A 16,711-nucleotide genomic window follows, 5' to 3' on the forward strand; every position below is an offset into this window, starting at 1 on the left:
CCGCTACATTAACATTGTTGGATTAAAATCAATTGAGATTTGTAGCTCTTTTTGCATTTCTGCTTGATAATGTTCATTTACCATTTTGAGCACGTTCTTTAAGTTTGGTTCCCGTTTGTATTTTATCATGCATTGATAACGATATCTATCTTTTATCCTTGGAATTGCTGAAGCAACCGGTCCTAACACCATTGTTTGCTGCGTGCAGTGTGCCCGTAAATGACCGACAATTTTTTCCGTCACTTGCACTGCCTTTAATAATTCTGGATGCGATACTGTTACAAGTACAACATAGTAATAAGGTGGATATTGTCTTGTTCGTCTCATTTGCATTTCTTGGTCAAAAAACACATCATATTGTTGGTTCTTTGCTAACTCTATACTGTAATGTTCTGGTGTATACGTTTGAATTATAACTTCCCCTGGCAATTCATGTCTGCCTGCTCGTCCACTTACTTGCGTCAATAACTGATACGTCTTTTCACTCGCTCGAAAATCAGGTAAGTGAAGCATCGTATCTGCAGTTAAAACCCCGACAAGCGTTACTTTAGGAAAATCTAACCCTTTCGCAATCATTTGTGTTCCAAGTAGTATATCTGCTTTTTCTTCCCCGAACGCCTTTAATAATTTTTCATGCATTCCTTTGCGACTTGTCGTATCTACATCCATTCGAATGACTCGTGCCTCTGGAAATAGTTTTGTAATTTCTTCTTCTACCTTTTGTGTACCTGTACCAAAGAAACGAATATATGTACTTTGACAAGCAGGACACTCAGTCGGCATATTCTCTTCGTGACTGCAGTAATGACATTTTAAACGATGGTTCATTTTATGATATGTCAGCGAGATATCACAGTGCGGACATTGTACAACATACCCACAATCACGGCACATAACAAATGTAGAATGACCTCTTCTATTTAAAAAGAGCACCATCTGTTCTTTCTTTTCTAATCGATCTGCTATTTTTTCATGCAATGCCTTCGAAAACATGGAACGATTCCCGTCACGAAGTTCCTCACGCATATCAACAATCTCTACTGTTGGTAAAGCTTGTTTATTCATACGTTTTTCCATCGTTAGTAATTCATACACACCTTTTTTCGCTCTTGCAAACGATTCAAGTGTCGGTGTTGCACTACCAAGAACGATAGGACATTTATGATATTGCCCCCTCCACACAGCTACATCCCTTGCATGATACCTCGGATTATCTTCTTGCTTATAGCTCGATTCATGTTCCTCATCAATAATAATAATCCCTAAATTTTCAAAAGGAGCAAATACAGCTGAACGTGCACCAACTACAACTTTCACTTCTTTTCTTAAAATCTTACGCCATTCATCATATTTTTCTCCAACAGACAGCGCACTATGAAGAACCGCAACTTGCGAGCCAAATCTGCCTTTAAAACGATCTACCATTTGAGGCGTTAGTGCAATTTCAGGAACAAGCACAATAGCTTCTTTCCCTTTCGCGAGCACCGCTGCTATAGATTGTAAATATACTTCTGTTTTTCCGCTTCCTGTAACACCATATAGTAAAAATGGATTGTAAGTTTCATTTGTAATTGATGATAAAATCGGTGCAATAACTTGCTGTTGTTCCTCCGTAAGTGGGAATGGTTTCGTTTGTTCAAAATCATCATCGTCATACGGATTTCGGTACACTTCCACATATTTTTCTGAAATTAGCCCCTTTTTAACAAGTGCCTTAATCGGAGCGTCTGTTATTTGCAACTCTTCTGTTATCACTTTCAACGGCACACTTTTATAATTTTCCACAAAATAATAGAGTACATCTTGTTGTTTTTTACTTTTCAGTTCAAATGCTGCTAATTCCAATCGATCTTCTGACAACTCAGGTTGAACGACTCTTTGTTTCTTCTTTTGCACTTTATCTTTTACCTGATAAACAACTTCAATCGTGCCATTTTTAATTTCTTGTTGAATCGTTCGGTATAGATGCGGCTGCGTCTCAATAGCTTCCCAATCTATCGCTTCTTTGTCTTGAAATAAAAACAGTAGTTCAGGTGCTACTTCTTCTTGTTTACGAAGTTGTAGACGCTTTTTATACGTAGCTTTTATCGCCGTTGGAAGCATGACTTGAAAGGCTGAAATCATATAACATAACGTTTCGCTTGTAAGCCAATATCCAAGCTTTAATAATTCCTCGTTTAAAACTTGTGTTACATCTAATATTTCATGGATTGTCTTTAGCTTCTTACTTTCTACTTCAGCCGAATCTTTGATCCCAATAATAAAGCCTTGCAATTTCCTTGGGCCAAATGGAACTACTACACGCATGCCTGTCTGGACAATATCTTCCCACTTTTTAGGGATAATATAATCAAATGGTCGATCTGTCTGACGTGCAGGTACATCAACAATTACACTTGCAAATTTCATAGACGATCATCTTCTAACATCATTTCAATTTGCTTTAATATTTCACGAGCAACCTCTTTCTTCGTTAAAAGTGGTAACTCGATAACTTCTCCATCTTTTCTATACATTGTTACAATGTTTGTATCTGTACCAAATCCAGCTCCTTGTGCCTTTACATCGTTCGCAACAATCATATTCGCATTTTTCTCACGTAATTTTTTTGTCGCGTATTCCTCTACCTTTGTCGTTTCAGCCGCAAAACCGATAAGTAACTGTTTATCCTTCATCTCACCTAACGTTTTTAAAATATCTACTGTTCTCTCGAGTTCGATTACAGCATCACCATTTTTCTTTTTCATTTTATTATCATGAACATATTTCGGGCGATAATCTGCAACTGCTGCTGTTTTAATGACAACATCTACGTTTTGATACTGTTGCAGAACTACTTCTAACATATCTTGTGCAGATTCCACTTGTACCGTATTTACATGTAATGGTGGGTTTAATGCTGTCGGTCCCGAAACAAGTATGACATCAGCACCTAAGTTCGCTGCCACTTCCGCAATTGCATATCCCATTTTCCCAGAAGAAAAATTGGTCATAAAACGCACTGGATCAATCTTTTCACGAGTTGGGCCGGCAGTTATTAATATTTTTTTTCCTTGCAATGGTTTTTGTTCTGAAAAAGCCTCTTCTAACCGTGCAATAATTGCTTCTGGTTCTTCTAGTCTTCCCTTCGCAACATAACCACACGCTAAAAAACCTTCTCCAGGCTCAATAAATGTATATCCTAACGTTTTTAACGTCATCATATTTTTTTGTACAATTTTATTTTCATACATATGCACATTCATAGCAGGTGCAATCCACACTGGGGCTGTAGTAGCTAACAAAGTAGTTGTAATCATATCGTCTGCAATACCACCAGCTAACTTTCCAATACAATTGGCAGTAGCAGGTGCAACAAGTACTACATCTGCCCAATCTGCTAAATCGATATGTGCAATAACAGCCGAGTCTTTCTCATCGAATGTATCTGTATATACGTCATGGCGAGAAAGTGCTTGAAATGTAAGAGGCGTAACAAACTTCATTGCAGACTCACTCATCATTACTTTTACAATAGCACCAGCTTGTGTCAATTTACTAGTTAACGCAGCCGCTTTAAAGACCGCAATGCCTCCTGTTACACATAGAAGTATCTTTTTCCCTTTTAGCATATGGCTCGTCCTCTTTCTTTTTCAAACTTATAATACTGAAACAGAATTCCCAGCTCGTCAGTACCAATATTTCTTCCCTATCGTAAAAAAATAACAACCTACTTGTAAATAGGTTGTTACCGTTACATAGAAAATTATAAAGTCTATGTTTTAATTTGTCGAAAAGAATGCCTTAATCGATGATTTTGTCTTCGCTTGGTACATATTTTAATACTTCTGCATCGATTTCTTCTAATGATTTACCTACACATTTATGAGAAACAGGTTGCTCGATAACACAGTTATCAGCAAGTTGCATTTCACGCGCACGTTTTGCAGCTACTGTTACAAGTGTATATTTAGAATCGATTTTTGTTAATAATGAATCAATTGATGGATTTAACATAATTATAGACCCTCCGTCATTTCTTTATAATATTTTGCTACTCTTTCGCGGCGGCAATGTTCACCAACCACAATTGCTTTAATTCTTTCACAAGCTAATTCAACTTGATCGTTTTCTACAACATAGTCGTAAGCGTCCATCATTTCGATTTCTTCTTTCGCTACCGTTAAACGATTTTCAATAACATCTTCAGTTTCTGTACCACGGCCGACAATACGGTTCTTTAGTTCAGATAAACTTGGAGGTGCTAAGAAAATAAATACACCTTCTGGGAAAGCTTTCTTAACTTGAATTGCTCCTTGCACTTCAATTTCTAAGAATACATCTTTTCCTTCTTGTAATGTTTTTTCAACATAGTCGATTGGTGTTCCGTAATAATTACCTACGAACTCAGCCCACTCAAGTAATTTTTCATTACGAATCATTTCCTCAAATTCTTCTCTCTCTTTAAAGAAATAATCCACACCATCAACTTCACCTTCACGTGGCTTACGTGTCGTTACTGAAATGGAGTACTGAAAACGTGTATCCTCATGACTAAATAGCTCTTTTCGAACCGTTCCTTTACCAACCCCAGAAGGTCCTGAAAGAACGATGAGCAATCCTCTTCTACTTCTCATAAATATGTAAAACCTACCCTTCCTCACTTAAATCTTCTTTATTATTCAAACGATGTGCAATCGTCTCTGGCTGAATTGGACTTAATACCACATGCCCATCATCCATAACAATAACCGCCCTTGTTTTTCTCCCATACGTAGCATCAAGCAAAGCATTATGTTCGCGTGCTTCCTGTACTGTTCGTTTAATAGGAGCTGACTCCGGACTTACAATAGCAATAATTCGATGAGCAGATACAATATTTCCGTATCCAATATTTAAAAACCGCATGGCCATAGTTTGCGCCTCCTAGTAAGTCTATCCGATTTCTCCACCACGTATAACTTTATATATTTTTTGAAAGCTACTCAATATTTTGTACTTGTTCACGAATTTTTTCAAGGTTATTTTTCATTTCTACAACATATTTTGAAATTGTTAAGTCATTTGCCTTAGAACCAATCGTATTAATTTCTCTATGCATCTCTTGCACGATGAAATCCATTTTCCTTCCAACAGGCTCTTCAATCTGCAGTGTTTCACGAAATTGCTCTAAATGACTTTGCAAACGAACTAACTCTTCGTGAATATCACAACGCTCTGCAAAGATTGCGACTTCTGTTAACAATCTTTGTTCATCTAGATCTTGATTATGTAATTCTTTTAAGCGATTTTCTAATCGTTCACGATATTTTTGTGTAACAATCGGTACATGCGGAATAATTGCATTTACACAATTGTGAATCTCTTGTAAACGATACGCTATATCTTTATGTAATCGTTCTCCTTCGCCATCTCTCATCGTTTTTAACATATGAGCAGCTTGGCGAACAGCCTCATATAAACCGTTCTCAAATTGTTCATTTACATTTTCTACTTCTTCAATCGCTGTTACTTCTGGCATTTCCATTAATTGCTGAAGTGTAATAGAATCTTGTAATTGAAATTTTCCTTTTATATCTTCCATAATCAATTGGTACTGCTCAAGAAGCGACCAATTCACACTTAATTTTCTTTCAACAAGTCCTTCACCCGTTATACTAATAGACACTTCAATGCGTCCACGCCGAACTTGTTCTGCAATTATTTTACGAATTTTGTCCTCAAATATCATCATTTGCTTCGGAAGTCGAATACTCATCTCTAGAAAACGGTGGTTCACCGATTTCATTTCTACTGTAATTTGAAAAGTATCATTTTCTACTTTCGATCTTCCAAATCCTGTCATACTACAAATCATTTTTATCACATCCAAGCCATGAAATAACTCAATGAAAAAGGTAATAGAGACAAGGCTCTACTACCTTCTGTAAATTATATCACATTTTCATATCATTGACTATTTCAAGTTTAATCCCTTCTTATATAATATTGGCTTTTCCTTCTTCCCCTTTTTCCCTGTTAATAAAGAACCTACTAATAAGAAGGTCGGAATTGATGACAAACCTCCAATTAACAACCAATCTCTCGCTTGTATTGGCATTGTACTAAAGATCGGTTGTAGCGGTGGGTAATATATAACCACTAACATTAACAGTAAAGAAATGATAACCGCTCCTACTAAATACACGTTCCCAAACGGATTACGGTGGAAGATAGAATGTTCACTTCGGCAGTCAAATACATGAATAAGTTGTGCAAGTACCAACGTCGCAAACGCCACAGTTTGTGCATATTTCAATTCATTTGGATGTTGATTATATGCAATAATAAACGCCACTAACGTCACTGCTCCAATTAGAAAGCCACGACTTATAATTTTCCAGGCAAGCCCTCTAGCAAATACCCCTTCTTTCGGATGACGCGGCGTTCTCTTCATCACGTCTCCTTCCGCCTTATCCAATCCTAATGCCATCGCCGGTAATCCGTCAGTAACTAAGTTCACCCATAAAATTTGAATGGGAACCATCGGCAGCGGTAATGCAAGTAACATTGCAAATAACATGACTAAAATTTCTCCTACGTTCGATGCTAATAAATAACGGATAAACTTACGTATATTCTCGTATATATTTCTACCTTCTTTAATTGCTGATTTAATCGTAGCAAAGTTATCATCTAGCAAAACAAGAGAAGACGCTTCTTTCGCAACGTCTGTCCCTGTAATTCCCATCGCTATCCCAATATCCGCTGTTTTTATAGCCGGAGCATCGTTTACTCCATCACCTGTCATCGCTACTATATGCCCTTTATTTTGCAACGCCTTAACAATTTTCAATTTATGTTCAGGTGATACTCGAGCAAATACATACGTGTCTTCTACAACACTTTCTAGTTCCTCTACATCCATATTCGCGAGTTCTACTCCTTCAACAACACGTCCACCAGGTGGTAAAACCCCTAATTGTTCCGCAATTGCCATTGCTGTCACTTTATGATCTCCTGTTATCATCACTGTTCGAATACCAGCTTCTCTGCACTCTTTTACAGCCTGTTCTACCTCTGGTCTTGGCGGATCAATCATTCCCTGTATCCCGACCAACATAAAATCTTTTTCAACGTCTCTTTCATGTTCAATAGAATCTGTTACTTTTAATGGCTTAAATGCAACTGCAATTGTTCGAAGCGCTTGACTACCTAAACTATGAATAGCCGCCTGTACTTCTTTTCTATACAACTCACTTATCGGTTGTTGCTTATCCCCCCATAAAATCGTTTGACTCATTTGCAGGAGGACATCTGGTGCTCCCTTCGTAACAAGAAACTTTTTCCCCTCTCTATCTCGCACAATAACACTCATCATTTTTCGAGTTGAATCGAATGGAAATTCACGAATGATTTCAAATTTCCCTTTCAGTGCCTCACGCGTTATCCCCGCCTTCATTGCTGCAGCTACTAGTGCTCCCTCAGTTGGATCTCCATCTAATACATACGCCTTTTTCTTTTGAATAATATTTGCGTTATTACATAGTGAACCAAATGTGAGTAGTTGATACAATGCTTTTGTTTTAGCTGGATCACATTCTTTTTCACCTTTCAAAAAAGAGCCATTAGGTTCATACCCTTGACCCGTCACTTTCCATAACTCTCCACCTGACCACATATGTGTTACCATCATTTTGTTTTGCGTCATTGTTCCTGTTTTATCAGAGCATATAACAGAAGCGCACCCTAACGTTTCTACCGCTGGTAACTTCCTTACAATTGCTCTCTTTTTAATCATACGCTGTACACCAAGCGATAAAGCTACTGTAACGATTGCTGGTAATCCTTCAGGAATAGCAGCAACAGCTAGCGACACGCCTGCTAAAAACATATGGTACACTTCATTCCCTTGATACACACCGGCTAATACGACAAGCGCTGTCAAAATAAGAGCCACAATAATTAATATTTTCCCGAGTTGCTCTAATCTTCTTTGCAGTGGTGTTTCCATTTGCTCTGCATTTTGTAACATATTTGCAATTTGGCCCATCGCTGTATTCATACCAGTTGCTACAACGACCCCTGTTCCAGCTCCTCGTGTAATCATCGTCCCCATAAAAGCCATATTTTTTTGATCACCAATTGAAACATCTTGCCCCTGCAGAGCTTCTACCTTCTTCTGCACCGGTACTGACTCTCCTGTCAAAGCTGATTCTTCGATATATAAACTTGATGCCTCAACAAGACGTACATCCGCCCCAATACGATCACCACTAGAAAATTTAATGATATCACCTAAAACAAGTGCTTTAGACGGTGCTTTTACCCACTTTCCATTCCGCATTACAGTAACTTGCGGGGCGGCTAGCTCTTTTAAAGCTTCCAGTGATTTTTCAGCCTTTCTTTCTTGAAAAAAGCCAAGAATACCATTGATAATAACAATCGCAACAATCGCAATAGAATCAATGTATTCCCCTAAAAAAGCCGAAACTACTGTTGCACCAAATAAAACAAGTACCATAAAATCTTTAAACTGCGCCAAAAATACCATCAGTGCAGAAGGCCTTTTGGCTTCATCTAATTCATTTGTACCAAATTTTTTTATTCGCCCTTCTGCTTCCTTCTCTGTAAGTCCAACCTTCACATTCGTATTCGTTCTTTCTTCCACTTCGTGTGCGCGCATTCCATACCAGTTCATCCCGCTATCGACCTCCTGATTCCAGACATACTCTATTGAAAGCTTATTCAGCCTCGTCCAAAAAAATGCTATAATTAACTTTTAGTTAGAAAGGAGTGTTCATTTATGGCATTCGATGGATTATTTACAAGAGCAATTACACATGAAATTGCAAATTCTCTTTACACAGGAAGAATTTCCAAAATATATCAACCTTCAAAATACGAGATTTTATTACATATTCGAGCAAACGGAAAAAATCAAAAACTAATTCTTTCCGCTCATCCGACATATGCACGTTTACACTTAACAAATCAAAATTACGATTCACCTGCACTTCCGCCAATGTTTTGTATGCTTCTCCGCAAGCATCTAGAAGGTGGTTTCATTGAAAAAATTGAACAAATTGATTTAGAGCGCATTATTCAAATCACCGTTCGTAGCAGAAATGAAATTGGTGATGAATCGCTAAAAACATTAGTAATTGAAATAATGGGACGACATAGTAACATCATTTTGGTAGACACAAAAACAAACAATATTTTAGATAGCTTAAAACACGTTTCTTTAGCAGTAAACCGCCATCGAACTGTATACGCTGGAGCTGAATATATTGCACCACCAGCACAACATAAAATTAACCCACTTCAGATTGAAACAAATGATGAATTTATTAGACCGCTAGACTTTCTATCTGGAAACATGGATAAACAGCTTGTCGGCACCTTTACGGGAATATCGCCGTTATTCGCAAAAGAAGTAGTGAAAAAAGCAGGTATGGTAAATGAAAAAGCATTAGCGGACGCATTTTTCTCCATACAAAAACCATTACTAACTCATACATATTCACCAACAATGACTACTTCAAATGGGAAAGAATTCTTTTATCTTTTCCCTCTTGCACACTTGCAAGGAGAAGGTAAGATATTTTCATCTGTTAGTGAATTGCTAGACCGTTTCTTTTTCGGAAAAGCAGAGCGCGACCGTGTAAAACAACAAGCTTATGATTTAGAGCGCTTTATGCAAAACGAAAAAAATAAAAATGTGAAGAAACTCATTAAACTAGAAAAAACATTACAGGATGCCGGAAAAGCAGATAAATATCAACTATTTGGAGAACTACTTACAGCCAATATGTACGCTTTGAAAAAAGGTGATAAAGATATTGAAGTCGTTAACTATTACGACGAAAATGGCGGAACTGTAAAAATTACATTAGATCCTTTAAAAACACCATCTGACAATGCGCAACGCTATTTCCAAAAGTACCAAAAAGCGAAAAATTCAGTTGTTGTTGTAGAAGAACAAATTGAAAAAACAAATGAAGAAATTCTTTATTTTGATAGCTTACTTCAACAAATGGAAGCTGCTTCTTCAAAAGATATTGAAGAAATTCGTGAGGAATTAGCTGAAGAAGGTTATATGCGTAATCGTAAAACGAAAAACGCAAAGAAAAAGCCTACTAAACCAGTATTGGACAAATATTTAGCAAGTGATGGCACAGAAATTTTCGTCGGTAAAAACAACAAGCAAAATGATTATTTAACAACGAAGTTTGCCCGTCGTGATGAAATTTGGTTACATACGAAAGATATCCCTGGGTCTCATGTTGTCATTCGTTCTCTTGAACCTACCGAAGAAACTGTGTTAGAAGCTGCTAAAATCGCTGCCTATTTCAGTAAAGCAAAAGATTCTAGTTCTGTTCCTGTAGATTTCACCAAAATACGCCATGTCAAAAAACCGAGTGGTGCAAAACTTGGTTTTGTTACGTACGACAATCAGCAAACCGTATATGTAACACCTGATGCTGATACTGTAATGAAATTAAAAGCGTAAATAAAAAAATGCGTTGCTTATAAGCAACGCATTTTTTATTTATTTTCAATTTAGTTGCTATATCCATTCAATATTGTCAAAAAAATTGACAGTGTCATTTCACATTTGTATAAATTTTTTTACAGCATGTAAATAAAGTACAAGTGTAACTCCAATCAATATTTTTTCATCCCCCTGCTATTTATTGAAGCAATCTGAATTTTATAAACAAACCGTCTCCCACAAATGGCGGGCTATTTTCTTATCTCCCCTAAAATATATGTTTTCCCTACTATCCTTTCTTCAAATATACATTTTGGCACACTATTTGCTTTATTAAATACTGTGAATAGGGGGAATTAACATGACTTTAAAAATTAATAAAATCCAAAATCAACTACAAAACTATGAAATTGACGGGTTACTCATTACAAAAAAAGAAAATCGCCAATATGCAACAGGCTTTACAGGTAGTGCTGGCGTCGTCTTAATCTCTGCGGATAAAGCTGTTTTTATAACTGATTTTCGCTATGTAGATCAAGCGAAATCACAAATAAAAGATGCTGAAATTATTATGCATACAGGAAATTTAGAAAAAGAAATTGCAAATCAAGTATCAAAATTAAACATTCAAAAACTCGGAATTGAAGAGAACAACATGACATTGCAACAATATAAAAACTTACAAAAATGTGTACATGTGGAAATGGTTCAAGTGTGCGAAATCATCGAAAATATTCGTATTATTAAAGACATGCCGGAAATAGAAACAATGAAAATCGCAGCTAATATTGCTGACGAAGCATTTCACCACATCATTACGTTTCTAAAACCAGGAATAAGTGAAAATGATGTACGAGATGAGTTAGAATTTTTCATGCGAAAAAAAGGGGCTACATCCTCTTCATTCCAAATCATTGTAGCTTCTGGCGTTCGTTCTTCACTTCCTCATGGAGTTGCATCAAATAAAATAATCGAGCGAGGCGACATCGTTACATTAGATTTCGGTGCACTTTACGATGGATATTGTTCCGATATAACTCGTACTGTAGCAATCGGAGAACCATCAGAAGAATTCAAAAAGATATACAATGTTGTACGAGAAGCGTTAAAGCGTGGAACTAAAGCAATTAAGCCTGGAGAAACTGCGAAAAGTATCGATGATATAACGAGAGATTACATTACAGAACATGGATACGGTCAATACTTTGGACACTCTACTGGTCATGGTCTTGGGTTAGAAATACATGAACCTCTTCGCCTATCCCAAGAAAGTAAGGCTACTTTAGAAGAAGGTATGGTTGTTACAGTTGAACCTGGTATTTACATACCAAACTGGGGCGGTTGTAGAATTGAAGATGATATTGTCATCACAAAAGACGGATATGAAGTTATTACAAAATCAAATCGGGAACTAATTGTGATTCCTTGTTAAAATCATGACCTTTTTAAAAGGAGTTTTTCTCTGCACATAGAATTCTTTCTCTGGAGTCATCGTTTAAAGAGGGGGAATTTTAATTGAATTTTGTAATCGACAAGATAGATGGTTTGCATCCTGAATTTTCCAAAATTGTTTCCATGATGAATTACGCTCGCTATACAACAATGCAAGCAGTGGAAGGTTTAACAATTGAAGAACTTGATTATTTATATGATGAGGAAGCAAACTCAATTGGTATGCTTTTGTACCATATGGCTGCTATTGAATTTTACTACCAAATTCATACTTTTGAAGACCGTGAACCAACGGAAGCTGAATTAGAACGGTGGTTACCTGCTATTGAATTAGGGAATCTTGGACGCGAGAAAATCAAAGGCAACTCTATAGAATTTTACATACATACATTGCAAGAAGTACGTTCCAAAACGATCGAGACTTTTCAATCGTTACCTGATGAATGGCTATTTAAAACGACAGATTTCTGGTATGACAAACCCGCAAATAACTACTTTAAATGGTTTCACGTTTTTGAAGATGAAATCAATCATCGCGGACAAATTCGTTTAATTAAAAAGATGCAAAAAGCTCATTCAGTAAAGTAAGAAAGTGCCACCAGATAAGGTGGCACTTTCTTTTATTCATTAACGAATAACTTTTCGTTTACTTTTTTAGCGATTATCGCTACCGACATTAATATACATATTAAATATAGCAATTTCACAATAAATAACCACCCTTGAAACATTACAATTGCATCTATTATCTCATTTCCTTTCAATAACAAAAAAGGAATCGTGCTAATTATAATGACAAACTCGATGCTGAAAACAATTTTCTTTTTTCTGCTATATGCTTTCCATTCATCCCAGCGATACATGGGAGCAAATATCAATACTCCTATACACCATATAATTGGTACCCATTCACTTTTAAGAAATTGCCCTGAAATAACTGATAATAGTAAACAAACGAGCACACCATAATACCCTATTTTCCCTCTCATTCGTACTCCCCCATTCTACTTCTCCTTTAATATGTAACTTACTATGCTTATAACAAGTCTTAGTAAAATAACAAATACAATTACAATATAAAAACCCTTCGCAGATGACATCCATTGTTGAAAAATAGACATTTTCTCCATTTGCTTCTGCCCTTCTATTAAAATAAACCCTACGAAAAATGAGCAAACAACAATGATACCTATTATAATTCCGATACTTTTCTTACTATATTGTTTTATATCATCCCAGTTATATAAAAGTATAAATACAAACCCGAAAACAGGTATGATACTGATCCATTCATTGCTTGTAAACAGATTCAAAATGATTAATAGACTACAAGATATAATGAATCCCCAAAACCCGATTTTTTTGCGCATAAGCCCTCCTTAAATTCCATTTTTAGGATTAATTGTATTGTAACATCCATTTCTACTTCTTACCATTACAGTACATGAAATTTCACTTTTTTTCTTTTTCCTATACTCACATACTTTTACTGCTTTCATACAATAAACTACACGAATGCCTAAAGGATGTGAATGTTATGGGAGTTGAATTAACGCTGTTGCATGCTCTCTATATTCTTTGTTTACTCACTATTATTACTTTTTTTATTCTCCGGAAAGATACGACGATTATTTGTATCGTTTTTATCTTTTTATTAGCATTAACCGCTACAAGTTCTATCCCTCTTGCCGTTAGCGGTATTTTTCAAAGTTTCATTTACGCTATTACTGAACTTTTACCAACTATATTAATCATCTCTATTATCGTATCAATGAGCAATCTACTCGTTCATACTGGCATAAATGATACGATGATTTCACCATTTACAAAGATGATTCGTACCCCTACCCTCGCCTACTGGATTATCGGCCTTTTAATGATGACAATTTCTTTCTTCTTTTGGCCTTCCCCAGCTGTCGCTTTAATGGGAGCTATTTTATTACCTGTGGCTGTACGCGTCGGTCTTCCGCCAATTGGAGTTGCCATCGCTATGAACTTATTCGGACACGGCATCGCCTTATCTGGTGACTTCGTTATTCAAGGTGCACCGAAATTAACAGCGGATGCTGCTGGTCTTCCTGTTTCCAGCGTTGTTTCTGCCAGTGTTCCCCTCGTTATCGTTATGGGTATTGTGACAACTTCCGTCGCATTTTTCTTCTTACGAAAAGAATTCCATACAGGCTTATCTATACAAGAATCTATCCCATCAACTGAATCTTCTAAAACGCTTACTTCATTATCTCCTCGGACAAAAAAATGGCTCGCTATTTGTATTCCGATCGTATATGCCATCGATATCCTTTGCATGATTCAATTTAAACTACAAGGAAGCGACGCAACTGCACTTATCGGCGGGACGACTGTTATTATGATTATCATTATTTCGCTCATCGCTTACAAAGGAAATGGACTGAATAAAACGACCGATTACTTTATAGAAGGGCTCCAATTTGGATTTAAAATTTTCGGCCCAGTTATTCCAATTGCTGCACTCTTTTATTTAGGAGATAGCGGCTTTGTAAAAATTATCGGGGACTATTTACCGAAAGGTTCACACGGAATCATTAACGACTTAGGAATCGCCTTATCTCAAACTGTTCCTTTAAACCAATATGTATCAGCAGGAACATTAACTATCGTTGGTGTCATAACAGGGTTAGATGGATCTGGCTTTTCCGGTATATCACTTGCTGGTTCGATTGCCAATCTTTTCGGCACAGCACTGGGGCACGGAACGGCCACATTAACAGCACTCGGGCAAATTGCAGCAATCTGGACCGGAGGCGGGACTTTAATTCCTTGGGCCCTTATTCCTGCCGCTGCCATTTGTAAAGTAGATCCATTTGAACTCGCACGCCGAAACTTTTTACCTGTTGTGATTGGCTTAATTGTCACCACGATCGTTGCGATGTTTATTCTATAAAGTAAGCAAGTGTTCTCTTGCTTACTTTTCTTATTGTGAAATCCATCATTTATTACTGACTTTCAAAAGGGATTATATATATATTAGCGAAATTATATTAAGAGAGTATTTATTTCAAAACGTTTACGAGAAACAGATTACTTCCATTAGAAAAGGGGACATAACTATGAATGAATTGATTTTCGTCTTATTAATTTGTCCATTACTTATCTTTATCGTTTCTGTTATTGGAACGCGCAAGACGAAAACGTATTACGTAATGCCGATTGTAACGTTTGCTAGTTTTTTAATAATAGGTGTTATCGCCTTTACTCCAAAATTTTTCTTTTGGGTTGGCATGTACAGCATCTTCTCATTTATTGTTTCTTATATGACTCTATTGTTTGTGAGAGGATATGAGATTGCAGAAAGCACTAAGTAGTATTTAGTAAAGAGATTATAATATGATTTTTTTGATATCGATAGGACTTTACATGAAGTTTTAACAATAATATAAAAAACGACCGCGTTCCCCCGCGGTCGTTTTTTTTCGTGTTACGCTGTAATCCAAGCTTCATTTGCTGGATTTTTACGCCACTCTTGTAATTTTTTCATTTCAGCTTGTCCAATCATACCTTTTTCTGCTGCTACTTCAGTTAATGCACTGTAGTCGCTTAAAGAGTATGATGCTACGTTAGCTGCTTCTAGTTTTTCTTTTCCTGCTTCTAGCTCGTATGTGAAGATTGATACGATTCCTAATACTTCACATCCAGCTTCGCGAAGTGCTTCTACACATGTAATTGCACTACCGCCAGTTGAAATTAAGTCTTCTACTACTACTACTTTTTGACCTTTTTCAGCTTTTCCTTCAATTTGGTTCCCTTTACCGTGACCTTTTGCTTTACTACGTACGTAGCACATTGGTAAATCCATACGATCACTTACCCATGCAGCGTGCGCAATACCAGCAGTTGCTGTTCCTGCAATAACTTCTACAGTTGGGAAGTGCTCTTTAATTAACTCTTCTAATCCAGCTGCAATCGCTTGACGTACTTTTGGATAAGATAAAGTTAAACGGTTATCACAATAAATTGGTGATTTCATACCTGAAGACCAAGTAAATGGATCATTCGGTTGTAAAAATACTGCTCCAATTTCTAATAAATGCGATGCGATTTCTTTTTTCATACTGTTACACCTTCCCACTGTTGTTTTACTGTTTTATACGCTTCAAGCGGATTTTCTGCTTTTGTAATACTACGTCCAACTACGATGTAGCTTGAGCCAAGTTCCCTCGCACGTTTCGGTGTTGCTACGCGCACCTGGTCATTTACATCATCGCTTGCAAGACGAATCCCCGGTGTTACTGTTACAAATTCATTTCCGCATACTTCACGTAATTTTGGAACTTCCAGTGTTGAACAAACAACGCCATCAAGTCCACTTTCTTTCGTTAGTTTTGCATAATGAGCAACCGCTTCTTCTAACGTTTTCTCAATGCCGATCTCTTTTTTCATCATAGCTTCCGAAGTGCTTGTTAGTTGTGTAACTGCAATGCAAATCGGTCTCTCTTTTCCTTCTTGCTTACCTTCCTCTAATCCCTCAATCGCGGCTTTCATCATACTGCTTCCCCCAGCAGCATGAACATTTACCATATCTACATCTAGACTAGCTAGGCTACGCATAGCGCTTTTTACTGTATTCGGAATATCATGAAGTTTTAAATCTAGAAAGATCTTATGTCCTTTTTCTTTTAAGTACGTAATAATCGCAGGGCCTTCTTTGTAAAATAACTCCATACCTACTTTGACAAATAACTCTTCCCCTTCAAAGTGGCGCAGGAATTGTTCTACATCTTGTTTCCCTGGAAAATCTAATGCAACGATTAACGTCTGTGACAT

The 16,711-nt window shown here is 36.8% G+C and carries 16 protein-coding genes; 5 read left to right on the forward strand and 11 right to left on the reverse strand.

All coding sequences use genetic code 11. The features are described from left to right. Positions 1-3 precede the first annotated feature (3 nt). The 7 genes from priA to MKX31_RS17300 all read right to left on the reverse strand — a co-directional run bounded on the left by priA (position 4) and on the right by MKX31_RS17300 (position 8,659). Positions 4-2,409 (reverse strand): primosomal protein N', encoded by a 2,406-nt coding sequence (gene priA / locus MKX31_RS17270; protein WP_064474994.1) that lies wholly within the window; start codon positions 2,407-2,409, stop codon positions 4-6. Beyond that, entirely contained in the window at positions 2,406-3,611 is a 1,206-nt protein-coding gene (gene coaBC, locus MKX31_RS17275) for a bifunctional phosphopantothenoylcysteine decarboxylase/phosphopantothenate--cysteine ligase CoaBC (RefSeq protein WP_000911721.1), read from the reverse strand. The genes priA and coaBC overlap by 4 nt, the downstream gene beginning before the upstream one ends. 172 nt (positions 3,612-3,783) lie before the next feature. After that, positions 3,784-3,996, reverse strand: coding sequence for a DNA-directed RNA polymerase subunit omega (gene rpoZ, locus MKX31_RS17280; RefSeq protein ID WP_000933964.1), 213 nt, complete (start codon positions 3,994-3,996; stop codon positions 3,784-3,786). Positions 3,997-3,998: 2 nt separating this feature from the next. Continuing rightward, positions 3,999-4,616 carry a guanylate kinase gene (gene gmk, locus MKX31_RS17285; RefSeq protein ID WP_001257740.1) on the reverse strand — a complete coding sequence of 206 codons (618 nt, stop codon included), beginning with the start codon at positions 4,614-4,616 and terminating at the stop codon, positions 3,999-4,001. A 13-nt stretch (positions 4,617-4,629) separates the two neighbouring features. Beyond that, entirely contained in the window at positions 4,630-4,893 is a 264-nt protein-coding gene (remA, locus tag MKX31_RS17290; protein ID WP_001251456.1) for an extracellular matrix/biofilm regulator RemA, read from the reverse strand. A 67-nt stretch (positions 4,894-4,960) separates the two neighbouring features. Next, positions 4,961-5,836, reverse strand: a complete 876-nt coding sequence (locus MKX31_RS17295; protein WP_064474993.1) for a YicC/YloC family endoribonuclease — start codon at positions 5,834-5,836, stop codon at positions 4,961-4,963. Positions 5,837-5,935: 99 nt separating this feature from the next. Continuing rightward, positions 5,936-8,659: a calcium-translocating P-type ATPase, SERCA-type gene (locus tag MKX31_RS17300; protein ID WP_064474992.1), complete on the reverse strand. Its 2,724-nt coding sequence runs from the start codon at positions 8,657-8,659 to the stop codon at positions 5,936-5,938. A gap of 105 nt (positions 8,660-8,764) precedes the next feature. Here MKX31_RS17300 and MKX31_RS17305 point away from each other — a divergent pair, with 105 nt between their 5' ends. From MKX31_RS17305 to MKX31_RS17315, 3 genes are all read left to right on the forward strand, one after another. Then, positions 8,765-10,474 (forward strand): Rqc2 family fibronectin-binding protein, encoded by a 1,710-nt coding sequence (locus MKX31_RS17305; RefSeq protein ID WP_064474991.1) that lies wholly within the window; start codon positions 8,765-8,767, stop codon positions 10,472-10,474. A gap of 343 nt (positions 10,475-10,817) precedes the next feature. Then, entirely contained in the window at positions 10,818-11,888 is a 1,071-nt protein-coding gene (locus tag MKX31_RS17310) for a M24 family metallopeptidase (protein WP_064474990.1), read from the forward strand. 83 nt (positions 11,889-11,971) lie between these two features. Then, complete coding sequence (locus tag MKX31_RS17315) at positions 11,972-12,496, forward strand: DinB family protein (protein ID WP_064474989.1); 525 nt, start codon at positions 11,972-11,974, stop codon at positions 12,494-12,496. 32 nt (positions 12,497-12,528) lie between these two features. Here the strand turns inward: MKX31_RS17315 and MKX31_RS17320 are convergent, their stop codons facing one another. Together MKX31_RS17320 and MKX31_RS17325 are read right to left on the reverse strand one after the other, a co-directional pair. After that, positions 12,529-12,897, reverse strand: coding sequence for a YoqO family protein (locus MKX31_RS17320; RefSeq protein ID WP_064474988.1), 369 nt, complete (start codon positions 12,895-12,897; stop codon positions 12,529-12,531). Between the two features lie 15 nt (positions 12,898-12,912). Beyond that, positions 12,913-13,278, reverse strand: a complete 366-nt coding sequence (locus MKX31_RS17325; RefSeq protein WP_064474987.1) for a YoqO family protein — start codon at positions 13,276-13,278, stop codon at positions 12,913-12,915. 167 nt (positions 13,279-13,445) lie between these two features. Here MKX31_RS17325 and MKX31_RS17330 point away from each other — a divergent pair, with 167 nt between their 5' ends. Both MKX31_RS17330 and MKX31_RS17335 read left to right on the forward strand, forming a co-directional pair. Next, on the forward strand, positions 13,446-14,831 hold the full coding sequence (locus tag MKX31_RS17330) for a hypothetical protein (protein WP_064474986.1): 1,386 nt from the start codon (positions 13,446-13,448) through the stop codon (positions 14,829-14,831). A gap of 166 nt (positions 14,832-14,997) precedes the next feature. Then, entirely contained in the window at positions 14,998-15,252 is a 255-nt protein-coding gene (locus tag MKX31_RS17335) for a YbeF family protein (RefSeq protein WP_064474985.1), read from the forward strand. Positions 15,253-15,365: 113 nt separating this feature from the next. Here the strand turns inward: MKX31_RS17335 and pyrE are convergent, their stop codons facing one another. Continuing rightward, the gene (gene pyrE, locus MKX31_RS17340) at positions 15,366-15,998 is read right to left on the reverse strand and encodes an orotate phosphoribosyltransferase (protein WP_064474984.1); all 633 of its coding nucleotides are present in this window, start codon (positions 15,996-15,998) and stop codon (positions 15,366-15,368) included. Continuing rightward, the gene (pyrF, locus tag MKX31_RS17345) at positions 15,995-16,711 is read right to left on the reverse strand and encodes an orotidine-5'-phosphate decarboxylase (RefSeq protein WP_048563196.1); all 717 of its coding nucleotides are present in this window, start codon (positions 16,709-16,711) and stop codon (positions 15,995-15,997) included. Before pyrF ends, pyrE begins: the two co-directional genes overlap by 4 nt.

Source organism: Bacillus sp. FSL M8-0063, from assembly GCF_038005545.1.
GTDB classification, from domain to species: Bacteria; Bacillota; Bacilli; order Bacillales; family Bacillaceae_G; genus Bacillus_A; species Bacillus_A wiedmannii.

Excerpts from the sequence above, each read along its gene's own strand:
- pyrE (WP_064474984.1), bottom strand. The coding sequence starts at position 15,998 with ATGAAAAAAGAAATCGCATCGCATTTATTAGAAATTGGAGCAGTATTT.
- rpoZ (WP_000933964.1), bottom strand. The coding sequence starts at position 3,996 with ATGTTAAATCCATCAATTGATTCATTATTAACAAAAATCGATTCTAAA.
- priA (WP_064474994.1), bottom strand. The coding sequence starts at position 2,409 with ATGAAATTTGCAAGTGTAATTGTTGATGTACCTGCACGTCAGACAGAT.
- coaBC (WP_000911721.1), bottom strand. The coding sequence starts at position 3,611 with ATGCTAAAAGGGAAAAAGATACTTCTATGTGTAACAGGAGGCATTGCG.
- MKX31_RS17335 (WP_064474985.1), top strand. The coding sequence starts at position 14,998 with ATGAATGAATTGATTTTCGTCTTATTAATTTGTCCATTACTTATCTTT.
- MKX31_RS17325 (WP_064474987.1), bottom strand. The coding sequence starts at position 13,278 with ATGCGCAAAAAAATCGGGTTTTGGGGATTCATTATATCTTGTAGTCTA.
- MKX31_RS17330 (WP_064474986.1), top strand. The coding sequence starts at position 13,446 with ATGGGAGTTGAATTAACGCTGTTGCATGCTCTCTATATTCTTTGTTTA.
- MKX31_RS17320 (WP_064474988.1), bottom strand. The coding sequence starts at position 12,897 with ATGAGAGGGAAAATAGGGTATTATGGTGTGCTCGTTTGTTTACTATTA.
- pyrF (WP_048563196.1), bottom strand. The coding sequence starts at position 16,711 with ATGTCACAGACGTTAATCGTTGCATTAGATTTTCCAGGGAAACAAGAT.
- gmk (WP_001257740.1), bottom strand. The coding sequence starts at position 4,616 with ATGAGAAGTAGAAGAGGATTGCTCATCGTTCTTTCAGGACCTTCTGGG.
- MKX31_RS17295 (WP_064474993.1), bottom strand. The coding sequence starts at position 5,836 with ATGATTTGTAGTATGACAGGATTTGGAAGATCGAAAGTAGAAAATGAT.
- MKX31_RS17305 (WP_064474991.1), top strand. The coding sequence starts at position 8,765 with ATGGCATTCGATGGATTATTTACAAGAGCAATTACACATGAAATTGCA.
- MKX31_RS17300 (WP_064474992.1), bottom strand. The coding sequence starts at position 8,659 with ATGAACTGGTATGGAATGCGCGCACACGAAGTGGAAGAAAGAACGAAT.
- MKX31_RS17310 (WP_064474990.1), top strand. The coding sequence starts at position 10,818 with ATGACTTTAAAAATTAATAAAATCCAAAATCAACTACAAAACTATGAA.
- remA (WP_001251456.1), bottom strand. The coding sequence starts at position 4,893 with ATGGCCATGCGGTTTTTAAATATTGGATACGGAAATATTGTATCTGCT.